A 21208-nucleotide genomic window follows, 5' to 3' on the forward strand; every position below is an offset into this window, starting at 1 on the left:
CCCAACCGGCGTCGCCGTCCCGCTGCCCGGTCTTGCAGCTCCGGCGCTCGGTAAGTGCCGGCGTTTGCTGTACTCGGTGTTGGGTCAGCGCCCGCCCAACCGGCGTCGCCGTCCCGCTGCCCGGTCTTGCAGCTCCGGCGCTCGGTAAGTGCCGGCGTTTGCTGTACTCGGTGTTGGGTCAGCGCCCGCCATACCCGGCGTTGTTGTTGTTCCGGTACTCGTCGGCGGCCTGGCCGTCCCGGGTGAAGTCCCACCCGCCGGCGGCCTCTCGCCCGGGTCGGCCGCCCATGGCGAAGCCGCCGATCTCCTGACCGCGCCGCCAGCCACGGAAATAGCCCGTGGTGTGCGCCGCGATCGAGGCGGCGTCGCGGACGATCCGCAGCGGCCGTTCGTCGCGCAGCGGGGAACCCGGCACCAGGTTGGCCTGGGGCACCCGCTTCGGCAGGCCGGCCGAGGTCTCGGCGGCCACGGCCGGGGTAGCGGCCTTCTCCGCCGCACGCCAGCCGCTGTCGTTCGGGTTCGCCCAGTCCGGTTTGTCGGACTCCTTGGGTCCGGTGAACCAGGCGGAGCGCGCCGCCGCGAAGATCAGCAGGTCACCGTCGTTGCCGTCGGCCGGGACCGGTGGTGTGGTGCTGCGGTCGAGCGCGGTCAGCTTGTGGCTGCTGGAGCCGCGGGGGTCGCCGTCCACCAGGCGCAGTGGAGGCGGGCCGCCCATCGGGTCCAGACCGGCCGCGCCGGCGCGGCCGCCGAGCTGGGGGTCGACCAGGCGCAGCGACGGCGGCTCCTTCGGCATGTCCTGCCACGGCGGCTTGACCCGGCCCGAGGAGGGCGGCGAGCTGACCGACGCGGCTGCCGGCGGTGGCGTCGTGGCGGCGTCGTCGTTGCCGGTGTTGAGCAGCGGCCAGTTGGCCCGTGAGCCCGGCTCCGGCGTCTCCTGTGCGGGACGCTGGCTGGGCATCGGCAGGCTGTAGTCGGTGGCACCGGCGGTCGAACCGTTGGCGGCCGCCGGGGTCCGGGTGCTCGGCCGGGGCGGGATGACCGTGCGCTGGCGCTCGGCCCGCGCCCGGTTGATCTCGGCGTTGGTGAGGGTCGGCCGGAAGGGCTCGCCCGCCTCGGCCGGGGTGCTGCCGCCGCGGGCGGCGGGCTGCACCGACGAGGGCGCTCCGGGCGTCCGCGACGCCGGCACCGGGCGCGTGCCCGGGGTGATCGGCGTCATGCCGGGCGGGGGCGGCGGCACGGAGACCGGGCGGTTGCCCGGGTTGCCGCCGCGGGTCGGCAGACCGTTGGCCGCGGCCGGTGCGACCGGCGGCGGTGCGATCGGGTCCGGTGCGACCGGCGGTGTGGTCATCGGTTTCGGCGTGGCCGGACCGGCGCCGGTGGTGGCCGGCTCAGGACGGCTGCGACGGCCGAAGCGCGAGCTGTCGTTGTTGGGCACCGGGGCCAGCGCCGGCTCGGCGGCCCGCCGCGCGGCGCGACGGCCGACGTTCGGGCTGTTGGCGGGCTGCGTGGCGCGGGCGCTGAGAGTGCCGACCAGCGCGGTGCAGGCGGCGTCGCAGGAGCGGACGGCCGCGATGGCCTGGCGGACCGCCTCGGCGGCGGCCGGTGCCAGCGACTTGTTGACCCCGCCTCGCCGCGGCGACTCGCTGATCGCCACCTGCAGAGCGGTGACGGCACCGATCACCTGGTCCTGCGGTCCCGCGCCGGCGCGGGTCAGCTCGACGGCGACCTCGCGCGCGGTCTCGGCCGGGTCGCCCCGGCCGGTCAGCCGCCCGGGCTCGGGAAGTGCGTCGAGAACGGCGAGGACAAGAGGGTGCGCCGGATCCGGGTACGCCCGAAGGGCGGCCGGGTAGAGCTCGCGCAGCACCTCGCGCAGCGCGGCGGCGGCCGAGTTGCGCCCGTTCAGCATGGCCACGTGGGCCGCCAGGACGGGCTTGTAGCTGACCAGGTCGCGCGGTGTGGTGAGGTTCACCGCGGCGATGGCGCCGGCCTGCAGGGCGCGGGCCAGGCCCACGGCACGCCGGGCGGCCGCGGGCGCCTGGATCTCCTCGGGGGAGTCGTCGTCGGAGAAACGCTCGGCGAAGTCGTCCGCGTCGTCGTCGTCGACCACCACCAGCGGCCGGCCGGCCGCTGTCAGCAGCGAGGTGACCACGTGGTCGTCGCTGTCGGCGGCGACCGCCGCGTCGCTGAAGCCCGTCGTCCGTTCCACGAGCAGCGAACCCAGCTGGGCGTAACCGCCCGGGTCGTCGCTGATCTCATGAACGCCGAGCAGCCGGCCTGCGTCGTCCACCACGGCGATGGTCAGCGGCGCGGCCGAGGCCGAACGCACCGAATCATCAGCCGACGCCAGACCGCAGTACACGCGCACGAGCGCCACGGCGTCGTCCTCCTCCCCGGGACTGCTGCTTCGTTGTGGCCAAGGACTGATGTTCCCTGGTAATCGGTCAGTCACGCCAGTCCACAGCGGCAGAGATCTTGCCGATGACGGAGCGCCAGCCCAGACTCGCCTGTTGTGCCCCGATTTTCTTCAATCTCCGGCGGCCAAAGAAACCCCCCATTCCGCCACTTTCCGCGGCGCGAAGGGAGTCGTCCAGGTCGTCGAGCGGTGAGCCGGGCGACAGTGCCAGGATCACCGGCTTGATACGGAGCGCGTATCCCAGGTCTCGGGCCACTTCGCCAGCGGCGATGAGCAGCGGTAGGTCCCACGTGTCATGCCCGCCACGCAGGTTCTCCACCACGAGGTCCAGCTCGTAGCGATCATCAGGCAGCGGGTCGATGTCGCTCGACTGTACCCGCTCCGCGACGGTGTCCCAGGTGTCCAATTGTGCGAGATCGTGGGGCGCACCCGAACGAATGAAGGAGACCAGCGACTCGGCGCTCTTGAAAGCGAGCAGCCGGCCCTTGTGGCTGAGGAACATGGGTACGTCCTCGTCAGCCGCCTGGTCCTTGACCTCCTCCGACTCGTCCTCGAAGTCGGCCGGGTCGGGCTCCTCGGCGTCACCCTTCGCGATCTCGCCCTTCTCGGAGTCCTCGGCGAGCAGCGCCTTGAACTCCTCGTCGACGATGATCTCTTCCTCGTCGTCCTCGTCGGCGGCGGCCGCGCGCTTGCGGCTCTCGAACGGGTCGTCCTCGTCGATCTGGATCTCGGTCGGCGTCAGCTCCGAGGCCGTGCGGTGGGCGCGCAGCGTCAGGCCCACGCCGCCGGGCAGCGCGATCTCCACCGGCTGGATCCGGACACTCTCCCAGAGCTCCTGCCCGGCACCCCCGTCGGTCGAGGACTTCTCGGCCACCGGCGCGGGCGCCTCGGGCTCGTCGGACTGGCTGGTCACGGTAGACCTCCGGGTGTTCTGGGGGTGGCGGGACGGGTGACTCTGGGCACACACCCTAGTCGGCAACGCTGTGTGACAACCGCCCCGTCCCCGTTGTTAGAAGCCCTTCGGGTGCCAGACGGTCTTGGTCTCCAACAGCGCCGTCATCGGCCGCAGCCCGGGATCGGCGCCGAAGTCGACTTCGCCGGCTGGTCGCCTGACCACCCGCTTCAACGTTCCCGCGGCGGCGCGCTCCAGCTCGGTCGCCAGGTCCGGCTCCGAGACACCGGTCAGATCCAGGGCGTTCACGTCGGCGTGCGACGCCAGCCACGGAGCCGTCTCCGCATAGCGGCCGGTGAGGATGTTCACCACGCCACCGGGCACGTCGGAGGTGGCCAGCACCTCGGCCAGGGTCACCGCGACCTGCGGATTCGCCGCGAGCACGACCACCGTGTTCCCGGTCACCACGGCCGGGGCGATCACGCTGACCAGCCCGAGCAGCGAGTCCGGGGCGATCACGGCGACCACACCGGTCGGCTCCGGCGCGGAGATGTTGAAGAACGGCCCGGCCACCGGGTTGGCGCCACCGGCCACCTGGGCGATCTTGTCGGACCAGCCCGCGTACCAGACCCAGCGGTCCACGGCCGCGTCCACCTCGTCGTCCGGGACGCCGAGCGACACGAACTCGGCGCGCCGGGCCTCGACCATCTCGGCGACCCGGTACAGCACCTGACCCCGGTTGTACGCGGTGGCGCCGGCCCACTTCGACTGGGCGGCCCGGGCGGCGAGCACCGCGTCGCGGGCGTCCTTGCGGGAGGCGAGGGCCACGTTGTCGCCGTTCACCACGTAGGTCCGTCCTGATTCGCTGCGCGGAAACTTGCCGCCGATGTAGAGCTTGTAGGTCTTGCGGACCGAGAGTCTAGGCAAGGTACGCCTCCAGGCCGTGCCGGCCGCCCTCACGGCCGTATCCGGACTCCTTGTAACCGCCGAACGGCGACGTCGGGTCGAACTTGTTGAACGTGTTTGCCCAGACCACGCCGGCCCGCAGCTTGTCGGCCACCGACAGGATCCGCGAGCCCTTCTCGGTCCAGATGCCGGCGGACAGACCGTACGGTGTGTTGTTGGCCTTCTCGATCGCCTCGGCCGGCGTCCGGAACGTCAGGACCGACAGCACCGGTCCGAAGATCTCCTCGCGGGCGATCCGGTGTGCCTGCGTCACGCCCGTGAAGATCGTCGGCGCGAACCAGAAGCCCCGGTCCGGCAGCTCGCAGGCCGGCGACCAGCGCTCAGCGCCCTCCTGCGCCCCGATTTCCGACAATTCGGTAATACGGGCAAGTTGCGCGGCGGAGTTGATTGCGCCGATGTCGGTGTTCTTGTCGAGCGGGTCACCGACGCGCAGCGTGGACATCCGCCGCTTCAGCGAGGCGAGCAGCTCCTCGGCGATCGACTCCTGGACCAGCAGGCGCGATCCGGCACAGCAGACGTGACCCTGGTTGAAGAAGATCCCGTTGACGATGCCCTCGACCGCCTGGTCGATCGGCGCGTCGTCGAAGACGATGTTGGCTGCCTTGCCGCCCAGCTCGAGGGTCAGCCGCTTGCCCGTGCCGGCCACCGAGCGGGCGATCTCCCGGCCCACCTCGGTCGAGCCGGTGAAGGCGACCTTGTTGACGTCCGGGTGCTGCACCAGGTGCGCGCCGGTGTCGCCGGCGCCGGTCACGATGTTCACCACGCCGGCCGGCAGCTCGGCCTGGCGGCAGACGTCGGCGAAGAAGAGGGCCGACAGCGGGGTGGTCTCGGCCGGCTTGAGCACCACGGTGTTGCCGGTGGCCAGAGCCGGTGCGATCTTCCAGGCGAGCATCAGCAGCGGGAAGTTCCACGGGATGACCTGACCGGCGACGCCGAGCGGCCTCGGGTCCGGCCCGAACCCCGCGTACGAAAGCTTGTCCGCCCAGCCCGCGTAATAAAAGAAGTGTGCGGCGACCAGCGGGAGGTCGACGTCGCGCGACTCCTTGATCGGCTTGCCGTTGTCGAGGGACTCCAGGACGGCCAGTTCACGGGAGCGCTCCTGGATGATCCGGGCTATCCGGAACAGGTACTTGGCGCGCTCCGAACCGGGCAGCGCGGACCAGCTCTCGAAGGCGCGGCGAGCGGCGGCGACCGCCCGGTCGACGTCCTCCGGGCCGGCCGCGGCGACCTCGGCGAGGACCTCCTCGGAGGCCGGGTTCACGGTCTTGAAGACGTTGCCGTCCTTGGCCGCCTCGAACGACCCGTCGATGAACAGGCCGTACGAGGAGGCGATATCTACTATCGAGCGGGATTCCGGTGCTGGTGCGTATTCGAACATCGGGCGGCCTCAGTCCAGGGTGAAGTAGTCCGGACCGGCGTAGTGGCCGGTGGTGAGCTTGGTCCGCTGCATGAGCAGGTCGTTGAGCAGCGACGAGGCGCCGAACCGGAACCAGTCCGGGTCCAGCCAGTCGTCGCCGACCGTCTCGTTGATCATCACGAGGTACTTGATGGCGTCTTTGGTGGTCCGGATGCCGCCGGCCGGTTTCACGCCGATCTGGCGCCCGTGCCGCTCCCGGAAGTCCCGGACCGCCTCCAGCATCACGAGCGTGACCGGGAGCGTCGCGTTCACCGAGACCTTGCCGGTGGAGGTCTTGATGAAGTCGGCGCCGGCCAGCATCGCGAGCCAGGAGGCCCGGCGCACGTTGTCGTACGTCGCCAGCTCGCCCGTCTCCAGGATGACCTTGAGGTGGGCGGCGCCGCACGCCTCCTTGACCGCGACGATCTCGTCGAACACCGCCCGGTAGTCACCGGCCAGGAACCGGCCCCGGCTGATCACCATGTCGATCTCGTCGGCGCCCGCCTCGACGGCGCTGCGGGTGTCCGCGATCTTCACCTCCAGCGGCGCCTGGCCGGACGGGAACGCGGTCGCCACGCTGGCCAGGTGCACGCCCGAACCGGCGAGGGCCTTGGCGGCGACCGGGACCATGGCCGGATAGACGCAGATGGCGCCGACCGAGGGGCAGCTCGGGTCGGCCGGGTCGGGGCGGATGCCCTTGGCGCACAGTGCCCGCACCTTGCCGGGGGTGTCGGCGCCCTCGAGCGTGGTCAGGTCGACCATCCGGATCGCCAGGTCGATGGCCTTCGCCTTGGCGCTCGTCTTCACCGATCGGGTGCCGAGAGCGGCCGCACGAGCCTCGATGCCGACCTTGTCGACACCGGGCAATCCGTGCAGGAAGGAGCGCAGATCAGACAGCTCGGTGGCTGCTGTCACAGTCATGAACGCGATTCTACGCGGCCCGCTGCCAGTTGATCTTGATGGACCGGTAGGTTGAGCGCGTGGACGTACTGGTCGTAGATCACCCGCTGGCACAGACCCGGCTCACCGCGATGCGCCGCACGGACACCGACTCCGGCGTCTTCCGTGCTTCCCTGCACGAGCTGACCACCATGGTGGTCTACGAGGCCGCCCGCCTGTTCGCGGTGGAGAAGTACCCCATCGAGACGCCGGTCGCGCCGACCGAGGGCACCCGCCTGGCCAACCCGCCGCTGATCGTCCCGGTGCTGCGCGCCGGTCTCGGCATGGCGGACGCCGCGCTCGGCCTGCTGCCCGAGTCGTCGATGGGCTTCGTCGGGCTCGCCCGCGACGAGAAGACGTTCGAGCCCCGGGCGTACATGGAGTCGCTGCCCGGCGACCTCTCCGGCCAGCCGGTCCTGGTGCTCGACCCGATGCTCGCCACCGGTGGCTCGCTGCTGCACTGCTGCAAGCTGCTCGCCGACCGTGGCTGCACCGACATCATCATCTGCTGCGTGCTGGCCGCTCCCGAGGGCATCGAGCGCCTGGCCGCGTCCGACCTCCCGCTGCGCCTGGTCACCGCGTCGATCGACCAGGGTCTCAACGACAAGGCGTACATCGTGCCTGGCCTGGGTGACGCCGGCGACCGCCAATTCGGCGGCATGCGCCGCTTTTAAGAGCATTTCAGCGTACGCGTAAAGCACTACACAGTCGTGAACGACCACGACTGGGCCTTACCCGCCAGGAACGGCATCACCCCGTGGAATACTTCCGGCCGCTCGGCGAAGACCAGCGGCAGGAAGTGCCGGTCCGACTCCCACATCGGCACCCGTCCGGCCAGCACCTCGTCGATCTCGACCCAGTGCAGGCTGCCCTCGTCGTTGGCGGAGTGCGGCGTCCCGGTCCAGGCGGTGACCCGGAACAGGAAGCCGAGCCAGTTCTCGCCGTCGCGCCCGAAGCCGGGCCAGGAGATCGTGCCGGCCAGCTCGACGCCGGTGCAGTCGATGCCGGCCTCCTCGTGCAGCTCCCGGCGCAGGCCGCTCACCACGTCCTCGCCGGGCTCGAGCTTGCCGCCCAGGCCGTTGTAGTAGCCGAAGTGGATGTCATCCGGGCGGGCGTCTCGCCGGATCATCAGGATCTTGCGACGATCGGGGGAGAAAACGTAGCCGAGCGTGGCGACAATGGCCTGCACGTGGCCAACCCTAGAGCACGCGCCTGGGTGACGAATGCCCCACAGGGGCTACAGACCGTGATGAACGGCCTTCACGTCCCGGTTTGCCGGTCTGCTAACGTTCGCCGAACAGCGGGCGCACAGATCGCGCCGGAGCACCCCGCGCCAGTGGTTCGGTCCCGGGCAATGAAATTTGGAGGGTCACGGGATGGATTCCGTGCTGAGCGTCGTTGTGCCGATCTACAACGTGGCGCCCTATCTGGAAGAGTGCCTCGACTCGATCGCCGCTCAGTACTACACGGCTCTCGAAGTCATCATGGTCGACGACGGGTCCACCGACGAGAGCGGCGAGATCGCTGCCGACTACGCGCGTCGTGACTCTCGGTTCAAGTTGGTGACCAAGGCGAACGCCGGTCTGGGCGCGGCCCGCAACACCGGCGTCGAGCACGCCACCGGCGAGTTCCTGATGTTCGTCGACAGCGACGACGTCATCCCGCCCGCGTCGGCCGAGCTGCTCATCGCCTCGATCACCGAGACCGGCTCCGACTTCGCCTCCGGCAACGTCTACCGGCTGACCAGCCGTGGCGTACACCAGTCCGGCCTGCACCGCACCGCGTTCGCGACCACCACGTTGCGCACCCACGTCAGCAAGCAGTCCTCGCTGATGGACGACCGCACCGCGTGGAACAAGATCTTCCGCCGTAAGTTCTGGGACAAGCACAAGCTGGCCTTCCCCGAGGGCGTGCTCTACGAGGACACCCCGGTCATCGTCCCGGCGCACGTGCTGGCGAAGACGGTGGACGTGCTCGACGTGCCGGTCTACTACTGGCGCGAGCGCGAGGGCCAGGACAAGTCGATCACCCAGCGCCGTGACGAGGTCCGCGGCTTCGTGGACCGGCTCGCCGGCGTGGAGCAGGTCAGCCGGTTCCTGGCCAAGCACAAGCAGCACAAGATCAAGCGGATCTACGACGCGTCGGTGCTCCAGGGCGACCTCATGATCTTCATGCGGGAGCTGCCCAAGGTCAACGACGCGTACCGCGAGACGTTCCTGGACGGGTGCAATCGGTTCCTCGACGGCGTCGACGCCCGGGTCTGGGACGAGCTGCCGGCCGCCAACCGGGTGCTCTGGCGCCTGGTCCGCAACCGGATGCTGGCCGAGCTGCTGGAGATGATCCCGACCGTCCGGGCCCGGCACCGCATCGTGCGCAAGGGCCTGCGCCGCTACCACCTGTTGATGTACTTGGAGGAGCGCCTGCCGAACGTGCCGCGCTCGCTCTTCCTGGCCGGCGTCCCGCGGCCGCGCACCCGGCTGCACGACGCTCAGTGGCGCGGCGACAAGCTCTTCCTGCGCGGGCACGCGTTCATCCCCGGGCAGGGTGCCGCGCACCCGTGGTCGACGACCCGCCTTCTCTGGCTGCGCGACGAGGAGGGCCGCCGCACCAAGCGGCTACCACTGGCCAACCACAAGTCGATCGACGCCACCGCGGTGCACGGCAACCAGGACATCTCGTACGACTGGTCCGGCTTCGAGACCGAGATCGACGTGCAGGCGCTGCGCGGCGAGGACGGCCAGTGGCACGACGGCATCTGGACCGTGGTGATCGGCGTGCTCGGCCTCGGCCAGAAGAGCAAGGGCCCGCTGACCGTCGGCGAGCACGCCAACCCGATCCGGCTGACCAGCATGTACGTCGACAAGGACGTGCGGATCACCCCGGTCGTCACCAACGGCAAGTTCCAGCTGTACGTGGAGCACGTCGGCGCCCGGATCACCGGTGGCTCGCTGAACGGCGACTCGCTGGAGATCCGTGGCGAGCTGACCGGTGCGAACCGCAAGCCGGCGACGGCGCGGCTCTCGCGTACGTCGGGGATCGTGTGGCGCAGCTACCCGGTGGACATCAGCGACGACGAGTTCGTCTTCCGAGTGCCGGTCACCGACCTGCGCGCGCCCGGCGCGGAGTACCCGCAGCTGCTGCCCGGCGAGCCGGGTGAGCGCTGGGACGTCGAGCTGGCACCCGGCGACGAGCACAGCGCGCCGATCCGCCTGGCCGTACACGAGTTCTTCTCCTGGCCGCCCCTGCACCTGGGCAGCCGGACGATCAACCTGGTCCCGGACCACAAGGGTCACCCGGTGCTCACCGCGCTGCCGGTGACCCCCACGCTGACCAGCATCACCGCGGGCAGCGCCGGGTTCCGGCTGGCCGGCCTGCTGCCGCCCGTGGGCGACTGGAGCGACATGCGCCTCGTCGTGCGGATCTCGAACGCCCGGGAGACCCGCGACATCCCGGTGGAGATCGACGGCGACAGCTGGAGCTTCGAGCTGGACCCGCTGCGGGTGCCGAGCTTCGGCTGGGACGTCCGGCTGAAGGCCGGCACCTGGAACCTGCTCTACCGGCTCGGTGACGGCCCGATCCGGCCGCTGCCGGTCACCGCGAGCGGCATGGACAACCTGCCGCTGCCGCACCCGGCCGACCCGCAGCGGGTCACCCTCGAGTGGCTCTCCGACCAGCGGGTCGTGGTCCGCGTCCGGACCGCGCTGACCGACGACGAGCGCGGCAAGGCGAACGGCCACATCAGCCGTACCGTGCTGTACCCGAAGATGCGCAAGACCCCGCTGCGTGACGTCGTGCTCTACAACAGCTTCACCGGCCGGCAGTACTCGGACAGCCCGCGTGCCGTACACGAAGAGCTTGTTGCCCGTGGTCTTCCGCTGGGTCATCTCTGGGTGATCAGTGACGGTCAGGCCGCCGTGCCGGACACCGCCAAGACGGTCGCCCTCTGGCGCCACGAGTGGTACGAAGCGCTCGCCACCAGCCGCTACATCGTCACCAACCAGCACCTGCCCGCCTGGTTCGAGCGGCGCGAGGGCCAGGTCGTCATCCAGACCTGGCACGGCACCCCGCTCAAGCGGATCGGCTTCGACATCGAGGACCTGCAGTTCGCCGACAAGCAGTACTTCGAGAAGCTCGAGGAAGAGGCGCAGAACTGGAGCCACCTGGTCTCGCCGAACAGGTTCAGCACCCCGATCCTCAAGCGCGCGTTCCGCTTCAAGGGCGAGATGCTGGAGATCGGCTACCCGCGTAACGACGTCCTGTTCGCCGAGGGCGAGAAGCGCGACGCCGTCATCGCCGACGTCCGCAGCCGGATCGGCCTGCCCGAGGGCAAGAAGGTGGTGCTGTACGCGCCGACCTGGCGCGACGACGAGTACTACACCGGCGGCCAGTACAAGATCACGATGATGCTGGACCTGGACGCGGCCCGCGAGCGCCTCGGCGACGACCACGTGCTGCTCATCCGGCGGCATCCGAACGTGGTCGACGAGATCCGTGGCGCCGGCAACGGCTTCGTCTACGACGTCTCGACGTACCCCGACATGGCCGACCTGCTCGCGATCACGGACGTCCTGATCACCGACTACTCCTCGGTGATGTTCGACTTCGCCAGCACCGGCCGGCCGATGCTGTTCTTCACGTACGACCTGGAGAACTACCGGGACAACCTGCGCGGCTTCTACTTCGACTTCGAGGCGGAGGCGCCGGGGCCGCTGCTCGCCACCTCGGACGAGGTGATCGACGCGATCCGGGACGCCGACCAGGTGCGTGGGCAGTACGCCACCCAGTACAAGGCGTTCACCGAGCGGGCCAGCGACCTCGACGACGGCCACGCCGCCGCGCGACTGGTCGACGCGATGCTCGACGCCGGGCGTAAGATCCGCTGACTTTCATCGACTTCGAGGGACGACCAGTGTTTCGTGAGGTGTTCAAGCCCGACGCCGACAAGACGGCCGAGGAGAAGCGCAAGGCGGCCGCGGCGAAGCGCAAGGCCGACGAGAAACGCGAGGCCGAGGACCGCAAGATCCTCACCGACATCCGCTGGGAGTTGCAGGAGCAGCGCAAGTACCTCGAGCTGTTCCGCGTCATGCTCACCAAGGACGTCATCACCGAGGTGACCGCGTTCACCGGCGAGCACCAGCTCACCTTCGAGGACACGCTTCAGCGGATCATCAAGGACAGGGTGAGCTTCGCCCGGTTCGGCGACGGCGAGTTCAAGACCATGCTGCGCTCGGACTTCAATCTGAAGTTCCAGCCCTGGTCGCCGGGGCTCGCCTCGGAACTGCGCGAGGTGCTGCGCTTCGACGGCTTCGACCAGGAGCGCCTGATGCTCGGGTTCCCGTACCCGTACCGGAACCTGCACTGGTCGGGCGTCTGGGTGGACATCTGGCACGAGGTGCGGCCGCTGCTGCGTACCGACATGAAGTACGGCAACAGCCACGTCTCCCGGCCGATCTTCTTCCAGCAGATGGGCCAGCGTGGCGCCGACATGTGGCGCCAGGTCTGGGAGGACCAGGACATCTGCATCATCACCGGGGAGAACTCGCGGTTCACGCTGACGCCGCAGCTCTTCGACAACGTCAAGAGCAGCTCTTACATCTACTCGACCCCGGTCAATGCGTACGCTGATCTGCCCCGCCTCATGAAGGTGCTCGAGGACGAGGACCCGGACCGGCTCTACCTGCTCTCGCTCGGCCCGGCCGGCACCCTGGTCAGCGCGTGGCTGTCCCGGATGGGCCGCTGGGCGATCGACGTCGGGCACATCAGCGACAGCTGGGCCAACGTCTTCGACGGTGGGGCCTGGCCCGAGTCGCTGGGTGTCCACCGGAAGTGACCGACCTGCGGATCTGTTCGAGTGACCGGGAGCACTATCGTTGCGAGATATGACCCCCATCCCGCTCGCCGAGGAACTACTCCTCCTCGCGTACGACGACCAGACCGGTAAGGCGACCGGCTCACGCATCGGGCTCGATCTGGGCATGGCCGCGGCCGTCCTGATCGACCTGGCGCTGGCGAACCGGGTCGCCTACGCGGCGGACGGCTACCTCAAGGTGGTCGACGCCACCCCTCTGGGCGACCCGGTGGCCGACGCCGTCCTGGAGAAGGTGTCGTCCGACGAGCCACACACCCCGGCGCAGTGGCTGCAGCGGCTGAGGCACCGCCTGCGGACCCGCGTGCTGGAGGACCTGTGCGCCCGGGGCGTGGTGCAGGACGTGGACGAGACCCAGCTGGGCGTCATCCACGTGCACCGCTATCCGACCTCCGATCCCGCTTACGAGGCTGAGATCCGGCAGCGCCTGGCGGCCGCCCTCATCGGCGACACCCTGCCCGACGAGCGCACCGCCGCGCTCGCCACGTTGCTGGTCGCGGCCCGGATGGAGCCGGCGCTGAAGCTCCCGGCGGAGGAGTCCGAGCGGGCACACGAGCGGCTCGAGGAGATCGCCAGCAACGCCGGCTTCGTCGGCGACGTCAGCCTGGAGGACTCCATCGTCCGCCCGAGCGTCGCGCTGGTGGTGGCCACTCTGGGCCGGGCGATCCAGGCCGCACTGGGCACCCCCAAGCCTCTCTGACAAGTCGTTCCAGGGGAGAGCAGTTGCCGCTGCTCTCCCCTCAGACATTCCCCGTGTGGAGTTCGGCCCACCCACGCACCCGAACTCCCCACGCTGAGCGGCAGCGGTCGCCGTGTGGAGTTCGGCCCACCTGCGCACCCGAATTCCCCACGCTGAGTGGCAGCGGTCGTCGTGTGGAGTTCGGCCCACCTGCGCGCCCGAACTCCACACGCAGGGTTTTGTTTTAGAGGGCTAGGAGGGTGGATGTTTCGGTGCGCAGGGTGGTTAGGGCGAGTGCGGCGCGGTGACGGGCCGTCGCCAGGTCGCCGTCGGTGACGGGTTCGACAACTTCGAGGTACGCCTTGAGCTTCGGCTCGGTGCCCGACGGCCGGATCACCACGCGAACCCTGGCGGTGCGGAACGTCAGCACGTCGTTCTCCGGCAGCAGGTCGCTCACCGACGTCACCGGCGAGCCCAGCAGTGACGCGGGTGGGTGCTGCCGGGCGCGGGTCATGGCGCGACCGATCTCGCTCAGGTCGTCGACGCGGACCGAGAGCTGGTCGGTGGCGTGCAGACCGAACTCGGTGGCCAGTTCGTCCAGCCGGTCGCCGAGCGTGCGGCCCTCGGCCTTCAGCTCGGCGGCCAGCTCGGCCACGGTCAGCGCGGCGGTGATGCCGTCCTTGTCGCGGACCAGGGCGGGGGCGACGCAGTAGCCGAGTGCCTCTTCGTAGCCGAACGCCAGGTCCTCGGCGGCCCGGACGATCCACTTGAAGCCGGTGAGGGTCTCCGCGTACGGGACTCCGCGGGCGGCGCAGAGGCGGCCCAGCAGCGACGAGGAGACGATGGTGGTGGCGTAGAGGCCGGGGGTGCCGCGGCGGATCAGGTGGTCGGCCAGGAGGACGCCGAGTTCGTCGCCGCGCAGGGGACGCCAGGTGTCGCCGGGGCCGGGGATCGCGACGGCGCACCGGTCGGCGTCGGGGTCGTTGGCGATCGCCAGGTCGGCGCCGGTCGTGCCGGCGAGTGCCAGCAGGCGGTCCATGGCGCCGGGTTCCTCCGGGTTGGGGAACGCGACGGTGGGGAACTCGGGGTCGGGTTCGGCCTGCTCGGCGACCACGGCTGGTGCGGGAAATCCGGCGGCGGTGAAGGCGGCGGCCACCGTGCCACCACCAACGCCGTGCAACGGCGTGTACGCCACTCTCAGGGCCCGCGAAGAGCCCTCGGCGAGGACGGCGACGGCGCTTTGCACGTACCCCTGGAAGGTTTTCTCGTCGAGAAGCGTGCCGGGATCGCCCAGCGGGACCGACGCGAGGCTGCCGGCGGCACGGATCGCGGCCTCGATGCCGGTGTCGGCCGGCGGCACGATCTGAGCGCCGTCGCCGGCCGGACCGCCCAGCTCGCGGCCGAGATAGACCTTGTATCCGTTGTCCTGCGGCGGGTTGTGGCTGGCGGTGACCATCACCCCGGCCACGGCGTCGAGCGCGCGCACCGCGTAGGCCAGGACCGGCGTGGGCAGCACGCGCGGCATCACGAGGGCTTCCCGGCCGGCGCCGGTGGCCACGCGGGCGGTCTGCTCGGCGAACTCACGGGAGCCGTGCCGCGCGTCGTAACCGATCACCAGCGGGCCCTGCCCGCCCTCCGCGGCCAGCCAGGACACCAGCCCGGCCGCCGCCTGGGTGACCACCGCCAGGTTCATGCCGTTGGGTCCGGCCCGCAGCCGGCCGCGCAGACCCGCGGTGCCGAAGGTGAGCGGCCCCGCGAACCGGTCCCGCAGCTCCGCCTCGGTGCCGGGCAGCCCGTCGAGCAGCGCACGCAGCTCCGCCCGGCTCGCCGGATCCGGATCGTCGGCGAGCCAGGCCTCGGCCGTGGCCTTCAGATCAACATCAACTTCGGACGCCATCAGGGATTGATAGCACAGCCGCCGTCAGAGGTTCAGCTGAAAGCTCTCGGCCATGGCGTCGAAGTACTTCTTGCTGTCGGCGAACTCGGCGTCCGAGGAGGTCAGGTAGAACGAGTACATCTTGTTGTCGACCGTGGTCATCCGCCAGATGCCGTGCCGCATGTTGTCGCCGGTCCCGCAGGTGTACTCCAGCTGGGCGCCGGGGTTGCCGGAGACCTCGACCTCCTCGGTGGCGACCGTGGTGTACGGGGCCGGGCAGTTCTTCGACTTCTTCAGGCCGGCCGGCGCCGTCGAGGAGACGAACTTGGTGGGGCTGATCGAGCCCTTCTCCACCAGCACCCGGACCTTGCGCAGCTTGTTGTCCGGGTCGACGTAGTCGACGTAGACACCGCCCGCCGCCCGTGTCCAGCCGGCCGGGACCTGCACGCTGACCGCGGCGTTGCCCTTGTAGTCCTGCGTCTGGACGTCGGCGGCGGCCGGGGCGCTCGCCGGCGGCTGGGCCGCCGGCGTGGTGGGCGGCGGGTCGCCGCCCCCGGTGAGGGAGAAGACCAGGATCAGGATGAGCACGACAGCGGCGGCCGAGCCCGCGGAGATCAGCTGCTTGTTGCGGGGCCAGGACTTGAACGTCTCGACCGCGGTCGAGGAGGTGTCCCGGGCGATCCGGGTCACGTTCTCCAGGGCCATCCGGCGCTTGGCGGCCGGGCTGGTCACCACGGTGCCGGGGCGCGGGGCCGCGTTCCACGGGTTCTGGGGCGGGATGACGCTCGTGGGGTCGGCCGAGGGGACCTGGTGGGCGGGCAGCGTGCCGGTCGGGTATCCCGCCCGGTCGGACGGCTCCGGTGCGCGGCGGCGGCCGCCGGCCGAGGCGTTCTGCTGCTCCAGCTTGGCCAGGTGATCGGTGAGGGACTCGCCCGGCTGCAGCATGGCGCGGCCGCCGATCTGGCCGGTCGGCTGCGGCGGGATCGGCTGGGTCGCGGCGGGCGCCGGGCTGACCGGGCGCGGGCCGGAGACCACCGAGTACGGGTCGGTCATCATGTGCGGCGGGCTCTTGCTGGCCAGCGGGCCGGCGAGTTGCTGGCGCAGCATGGTCCGCGCGGTCTGCACGTCCATCCGCTGTGCCGGGTTCTTCTCCAGCAGGCCCATCAGGACCGGGGTCAGCGAACCGGCGCGCACGACCGGTGCGGGCGGGTCCTCGACCACCGCGTGCATCGTCTCGATCGGGTCGCCCTTGTCGAACGGCGGGCGGCCCTCGATCGCGGTGTAGAGCGTGACGCCGAGCGAGAACAGGTCGCTCGGCGGGCCGAACTCGTGGCCCATGGCCCGCTCGGGCGAGATGAAGTGCGGCGAGCCCAGCACCATGCCGGGCGTGGTCAGCTGCACGTCGGTGGGCATCCGGGCGACGCCGAAGTCGGTCAGCACGCAGCGGCCGTCCTGGCAGATCAGCACGTTCGCCGGCTTCACGTCGCGGTGCAGCACGCCGTGGGCGTGCGCGACCTCCAGGGCGCCGAGCAGCGCAATACCGATCTTGGCGACGACCCGCGGGGAGACCGGGCCGTCCTCGATCACCATGTCGGCGAGGCTGCGGGCGTCCAGCAGCTCCATCACGATCCACGGGCGGCCGTTCTCGTGCACCACGTCGTAGACCTGCACGACGGCCGGGTGCTGGAGTGCGGCGGCCGCGCGGGCCTCGCGCATGGTCCGCTCATACATCGCGTCGCGGTCGCTCGGCGCCAGGCCGGGCGGGAGGATGACCTCTTTGATCGCCACGTCGCGGCGCAGCAGCGTGTCCGCCGCGCGCCACACCGTGCCCATGCCGCCGTGACCGACCGCGGCGCGCAGCGTGTACCGCCCGCCGATGAGCGTGCCCGGGGCTGCACGTCCGCTGAGGGGAGCGCTGTTGCCACCGCTCCACGTCGGAATCTGAGTCACTGAGGATGCCACCGAGGGGGTATAGGGGCTGTCGACCAACCCCGCTATCTTGCCCGCTTGTGGGCTCTCAACAAAAGTCGCGCCCGCAACGTTAATCACTTCTCGACCCTGGGTAGTTGCGGCGTGGCCGAGGGTGTGCTCACGGGAACGCACCGTGCCAAATCCCTCACTGTCGGCGGCCTGAACGACCCTTAGGATCAACCTGTGAACGCAGAGTCGGGATTTCCGATCCAGCCGGTGTACGGTCCCGGCGACGTGCCCGCGGACGCCGGGCGCGATCAGCCCGGTGAATATCCGTACACGCGTGGCGTCTACCCGACGATGTACACGAAGCGCCCCTGGACCATGCGGCAGTACGCGGGCTTCGGCACCGCGGCCGAGTCGAACGCGCGCTATCACCAGCTCCTGGCGGCCGGCACGATGGGCCTCTCGGTCGCGTTCGACCTGCCGACCCAGATGGGTTACGACTCCGACGACCCGGTCGCGCACGGTGAGGTGGGCAAGGTCGGCGTGGCGATCGACTCGATCGACGACATGCGGCGGCTGTTCGACGGGATCCCGCTGGACCAGGTCTCCACCTCGATGACGATCAACGCGCCCGGCTCGGTGCTGCTCCTGCTGTACCAACTGGTCGCCGAGGAGCAGGGCGTGCCGGGCGACAAGCTCCAGGGCACGATCCAGAACGACATCCTGAAGGAGTACATCGCGCGCGGGACGTACATCTTCCCGCCGAAGCCGTCACTGCGGCTGGTGGCCGACACGTTCGCCTACTGCCGGACCGAGATCCCCCGGTGGAACACCATCTCGATCTCGGGCTACCACATGGCCGAGGCCGGCGCGTCGCCCGCGCAGGAGATCGCGTTTACGCTGGCCAACGGCATCGAGTACGTGCGTGCCGCGATCGCCGCCGGCCTGGCCGTCGACGACTTCGCGCCCCGGCTCTCGTTCTTCTTCGTGGCACGGACGACCCTGCTCGAGGAGATCGCCAAGTTCCGGGCGGCGCGGCGGATGTGGGCCCGGATCATGCGGGACGACTTCGGCGCCAAGGACCCGAAGTCGATGATGCTGCGCTTCCACACGCAGACCGCAGGCGTCCAGCTCACCGCTCAGCAGCCCGAGGTCAACCTCATCCGGGTGGCGATCCAAGCTCTGGGTGCCATCGCCGGCGGCACGCAGTCGTTGCACACCAATGCGTACGACGAGGCGATCGCTCTGCCCACGGAGAAGTCGGCGCGACTGGCCCTGCGGACCCAGCAGGTGCTCGCGTACGAGAGTGGACTGACCGGCACCGTCGACCCGTTCGCCGGCTCGTACGCGGTGGAGGCACTCACCGACGCGGTGGAGAAGGAGGCGACCGCGCTGATCGACCGGGTCTTCGAGCACGGCTCGGCGGTCGACGCGATCGAGCAGGGCTTCCAGAAGGGTGAGATCGAGGCTTCGGCGTACCGGATCGCCACCGAGATCGACGCGGGGGAGCGGGTGGTCGTCGGCGTCAACCGGTTCGCCGCCGACGCCGAGGAGAAGTACGAGCCGCTGCGGGTCGATCCGGCGATCGAGGCGGCCCAGGTGGCCCGGCTCGCCGAGCTCCGTGCCGATCGTGACGACCCGGCCGTGCAGGCCGCGCTGGCAGATCTGGCGAAGGCCGCCGCCGGAAGTGTGAACGTCCTACCGTTGATGAAAGAGGCGTTGCGGCTCCGTGCGACGGTGGGGGAGGTATGCCACACGTTGCGCGGCGTGTGGGGTGTCCACCGTCCGGTCGAACGCTTCTGAAGCCGCGAGACGTACTCATAGTGTGTCGCGTCACCTCAGCGATCCACTACCAGTTACGGGAATGGCGGGCCGGGAAGACCTCCTGTATGCCCGCCTGACTTCGGCGCAGCGCAGCACAACGAGAGCCGTCGATTTTACCGGACCGTTACACAGCGTGATCGTTTTAGGATTATGCTGTCGCGCGTTGCAAAACCCGACAAACCTTCGAGATTGAATACGGAACCCGACGTGACTACTGCTCTGACAGCGCCCGAGGGCGCTGAAAAGGCGTGGCCCGGGCCCCCGCCCGGTGCTGACCCCCTGCCCGGCCAGCTCGACCGCTGGCTCGCTTCGCGGGGCGCCGAGCTGGTAGCGATTCGTCGGCACATTCACGCTCACCCCGAGCCGTCACACTCCGAGTTCGAGACCGCGGCGCTGATCGCCCGGGAGTTGTCCGTCGCCGGCCTCCAGCCCCGGATGCTGCCCCGCGGCAACGGTGTCGTCTGCGACATCGGCGAGGGCGACCGGGTCATCGCTTTCCGGGCGGACATCGACGCGCTGCCGCTGCAGGACCTCAAGGACGTGCCGTACCGCAGCACCGTCGACCGGATGGCGCACGCCTGCGGCCACGACGTGCACACCACGATCATGCTGGGCCTCGGCCTGGCCCTGGCGCAGCTCCACGAGAAGGGCGAGCTGCCCGGCCGGGTGCGGCTGATCTTCCAGCCGGGCGAGGAGGCCATCCCCTCCGGCGCGCCCGAGGTGATCGCCTCCGGCGCGCTCAAGGACGTCGCCGCGATCTACGCGCTGCACTGTTACCCGCAGCTGCCGGCCGGCCTGGTCGGCGTGCGCTCCGGGCCGTTCACCGCGGCCGCCGACACGGTCAAGGTCGAGCTCCGCGGGCCCGGCGGGCACACCGCCCGGCCGCACCTGACCGCCGACCTGGTGCACGCGCTGGGCCGGGTGATCGTCGACGTCCCGTCGCTGCTGGACCGCCGGATCGACCCGCGCGCCGGTGTCTCGCTGGTGTGGGGCGCGGTGCACGCCGGACAGGCGTTCAACGCCATCCCCGGCTCCGGTGAGGTGCTCGGCACGGTGCGGATCCTCAACCGCGAGGCGTGGCGGCAGGCGCCCGACATCGTCACCAAGCTGATCCGTGACGTGGTCGCGGCCACCGGCGCGGAGGTCGAGATCACGTACACCCGCGGTGTCCCGCCGGTGATCAACGACCGGATGGCCTCCGCGGTCATCGCCGGCGCGGCGGGCGCGGCCCTGGGCGCCGAGCGGGTGGTCGAGGCCGAGCTGAGCATGGGCGGCGAGGACTTCTCGTTCTACCTGGAGCACGTCCCCGGCGCGATGATCCGTCTCGGCACCGGCATGCCGGGCTCGGACGTGCGCCACGACCTGCACCAGGGCGACTTCGACGTGGACGAGAGGGCCATCGGGTACGGCGTACGCGTCATGGTCCACACCGCGATGGCCGCCCTCTCCACGGGAGCGTTCTGACCGGTCAGCTGCTGGCGGCCGGAGCCTCGGCAGGTGCCGGGGTGGCCGCCGGGGGCGGACGGCGCCGCAGCCGCCGGATGACGTAGAGCACCGCCCACACCGGCAGGCCGATCGCGATGATCCACGGGATCAGGGCGCCCAGCACCGTCATCAGCACGGCGAGCGAGGCCATCAGGGCGTTCCAGCCGCCGGAGAGGCCGGCCAGGAAACCGGGCGGCTGCTCCTCCTCGGGCTGGGCGGCGTCCGGGTCGAGCAGGACGACGGTGATCGTGGAGAGCGAGGTCAGGTCGGCCAGGCGTCGCTTCTTGGCCTCGAGGGAGCCCAGGTCGGCCTCGCGGGTCGCCACCTCGCGCTCCAGCATGACCAGGTCGTCGAGGTCCTTGGCCTGGGTGAGCAGCTTCTTGGCGCTCTCCACTCGGGCCTTCTGCACGGAGATCCGGGCGTCCAGGTCGACGACCGCCTCGGTGACGTCCTCGGTGTTGATGCCGCGGACTTCCTCGGTGCCCAGCTTGGCGAGCTGGTCGACCACCGAGCTGAACTTGGCGGCCGGTACCCGCAGGGTGATGTTCGCGGTGTCCGAGCCGGTGCCGCTGTGCCGCTCGTCCGAGCCGATGAAGCCGCCGGCCGCCGAGGCGATGCCGGTGGCCTGCGCGGCCGCGGTGGTGACGTCGTCGACCCGTACCGTGATCGAGCCGGTGTAGATGATCGAGCGTTGGTCGACGCGGAGATCCGGTGCCTGCGCCGTGGTGTCCTTGCCCTGCTGGGGCGCCTCGGCCCGGCCCTCGGCCGGCGCGGCCTGATCCGCGAGGCTGCCGCCGCCGGGCTCGGCAGCGGCGTTGGGCGCTCCGCCCTCGGACGAGGCGGCGTCGTCGGCGGCGCCGCATCCGGCAAGAAGAGCGCCGGCCAGCAGGACGGCGCCGATCAGTTTGATGGTTCCCCGTTTATGCATCGTCGCTCCTCGTGTCGCGTGATTGAG

The 21208-nt window shown here is 70.3% G+C and carries 15 protein-coding genes; 6 read left to right on the forward strand and 9 right to left on the reverse strand.

All coding sequences use genetic code 11. The features are described 5' to 3' along the window. Positions 1 to 178: 178 nt before the first annotated feature. From AB0M02_RS01865 to deoC, 5 genes are all read right to left on the reverse strand, one after another. Positions 179 to 2374, reverse strand: coding sequence for a transposase (locus tag AB0M02_RS01865; protein WP_364219885.1), 2196 nt, complete (start codon positions 2372 to 2374; stop codon positions 179 to 181). Positions 2375 to 2441: 67 nt separating this feature from the next. Continuing rightward, the gene (locus AB0M02_RS01870) at positions 2442 to 3287 is read right to left on the reverse strand and encodes a DNA primase (RefSeq protein ID WP_364222477.1); all 846 of its coding nucleotides are present in this window, start codon (positions 3285 to 3287) and stop codon (positions 2442 to 2444) included. A gap of 135 nt (positions 3288 to 3422) precedes the next feature. Next, positions 3423 to 4232 carry an aldehyde dehydrogenase family protein gene (locus AB0M02_RS01875; RefSeq protein WP_364219888.1) on the reverse strand — a complete coding sequence of 270 codons (810 nt, stop codon included), beginning with the start codon at positions 4230 to 4232 and terminating at the stop codon, positions 3423 to 3425. Next, on the reverse strand, positions 4225 to 5649 hold the full coding sequence (locus AB0M02_RS01880) for an aldehyde dehydrogenase family protein (RefSeq protein ID WP_364219891.1): 1425 nt from the start codon (positions 5647 to 5649) through the stop codon (positions 4225 to 4227). The genes AB0M02_RS01875 and AB0M02_RS01880 overlap by 8 nt, the downstream gene beginning before the upstream one ends. Positions 5650 to 5658: 9 nt before the next feature. Continuing rightward, entirely contained in the window at positions 5659 to 6588 is a 930-nt protein-coding gene (gene deoC / locus AB0M02_RS01885) for a deoxyribose-phosphate aldolase (protein WP_364219894.1), read from the reverse strand. Positions 6589 to 6647: 59 nt separating this feature from the next. Here deoC and upp point away from each other — a divergent pair, with 59 nt between their 5' ends. Next, the gene (gene upp, locus AB0M02_RS01890) at positions 6648 to 7280 is read left to right on the forward strand and encodes a uracil phosphoribosyltransferase (protein WP_364219897.1); all 633 of its coding nucleotides are present in this window, start codon (positions 6648 to 6650) and stop codon (positions 7278 to 7280) included. Between the two features lie 26 nt (positions 7281 to 7306). Here the strand turns inward: upp and AB0M02_RS01895 are convergent, their stop codons facing one another. Then, on the reverse strand, positions 7307 to 7795 hold the full coding sequence (locus tag AB0M02_RS01895) for an 8-oxo-dGTP diphosphatase (RefSeq protein WP_364219900.1): 489 nt from the start codon (positions 7793 to 7795) through the stop codon (positions 7307 to 7309). A 187-nt stretch (positions 7796 to 7982) separates the two neighbouring features. Here AB0M02_RS01895 and AB0M02_RS01900 point away from each other — a divergent pair, with 187 nt between their 5' ends. From AB0M02_RS01900 to AB0M02_RS01910, 3 genes are read left to right on the forward strand one after another with little or no spacing between them, the layout of a single operon-like run. After that, positions 7983 to 11489 carry a CDP-glycerol glycerophosphotransferase family protein gene (locus AB0M02_RS01900; protein ID WP_364219903.1) on the forward strand — a complete coding sequence of 1169 codons (3507 nt, stop codon included), beginning with the start codon at positions 7983 to 7985 and terminating at the stop codon, positions 11487 to 11489. Positions 11490 to 11515: 26 nt separating this feature from the next. Continuing rightward, positions 11516 to 12436 (forward strand): GT-D fold domain-containing glycosyltransferase, encoded by a 921-nt coding sequence (locus tag AB0M02_RS01905; protein ID WP_364219906.1) that lies wholly within the window; start codon positions 11516 to 11518, stop codon positions 12434 to 12436. Between the two features lie 49 nt (positions 12437 to 12485). Continuing rightward, positions 12486 to 13172, forward strand: coding sequence for a GPP34 family phosphoprotein (locus tag AB0M02_RS01910; RefSeq protein WP_364219909.1), 687 nt, complete (start codon positions 12486 to 12488; stop codon positions 13170 to 13172). Between the two features lie 223 nt (positions 13173 to 13395). Here AB0M02_RS01910 and AB0M02_RS01915 read toward each other — a convergent pair whose 3' ends face one another. Together AB0M02_RS01915 and AB0M02_RS01920 are read right to left on the reverse strand one after the other, a co-directional pair. After that, complete coding sequence (locus AB0M02_RS01915) at positions 13396 to 15048, reverse strand: phospho-sugar mutase (RefSeq protein WP_364219912.1); 1653 nt, start codon at positions 15046 to 15048, stop codon at positions 13396 to 13398. 24 nt (positions 15049 to 15072) lie between these two features. Then, a complete protein-coding gene (locus AB0M02_RS01920) occupies positions 15073 to 16977 on the reverse strand; it encodes a protein kinase (protein ID WP_364219915.1) in 1905 nt (634 codons plus the stop codon). A gap of 204 nt (positions 16978 to 17181) precedes the next feature. Here AB0M02_RS01920 and AB0M02_RS01925 point away from each other — a divergent pair, with 204 nt between their 5' ends. After that, complete coding sequence (locus AB0M02_RS01925) at positions 17182 to 18747, forward strand: acyl-CoA mutase large subunit family protein (RefSeq protein ID WP_364219918.1); 1566 nt, start codon at positions 17182 to 17184, stop codon at positions 18745 to 18747. A 228-nt stretch (positions 18748 to 18975) separates the two neighbouring features. Next, on the forward strand, positions 18976 to 20232 hold the full coding sequence (locus AB0M02_RS01930) for an amidohydrolase (RefSeq protein WP_364219920.1): 1257 nt from the start codon (positions 18976 to 18978) through the stop codon (positions 20230 to 20232). Positions 20233 to 20236: 4 nt separating this feature from the next. Here the strand turns inward: AB0M02_RS01930 and AB0M02_RS01935 are convergent, their stop codons facing one another. After that, entirely contained in the window at positions 20237 to 21181 is a 945-nt protein-coding gene (locus AB0M02_RS01935; RefSeq protein WP_364219923.1) for a DUF4349 domain-containing protein, read from the reverse strand. Between the last annotated feature and the right edge of the window lie 27 nt (positions 21182 to 21208).

The organism is Actinoplanes sp. NPDC051861 (genome assembly GCF_040681145.1).
GTDB lineage: Bacteria > Actinomycetota > Actinomycetes > Mycobacteriales > Micromonosporaceae > Actinoplanes.

What these genes read in the sequence shown, in the direction of transcription:
- deoC (WP_364219894.1), bottom strand. Translation starts at nt 6,588, where the DNA reads ATGACTGTGACAGCAGCCACCGAGCTGTCTGATCTGCGCTCCTTCCTG.
- AB0M02_RS01910 (WP_364219909.1), top strand. Translation starts at nt 12,486, where the DNA reads ATGACCCCCATCCCGCTCGCCGAGGAACTACTCCTCCTCGCGTACGAC.
- AB0M02_RS01915 (WP_364219912.1), bottom strand. Translation starts at nt 15,048, where the DNA reads ATGGCGTCCGAAGTTGATGTTGATCTGAAGGCCACGGCCGAGGCCTGG.
- AB0M02_RS01880 (WP_364219891.1), bottom strand. Translation starts at nt 5,649, where the DNA reads ATGTTCGAATACGCACCAGCACCGGAATCCCGCTCGATAGTAGATATC.
- AB0M02_RS01935 (WP_364219923.1), bottom strand. Translation starts at nt 21,181, where the DNA reads ATGCATAAACGGGGAACCATCAAACTGATCGGCGCCGTCCTGCTGGCC.
- AB0M02_RS01900 (WP_364219903.1), top strand. Translation starts at nt 7,983, where the DNA reads ATGGATTCCGTGCTGAGCGTCGTTGTGCCGATCTACAACGTGGCGCCC.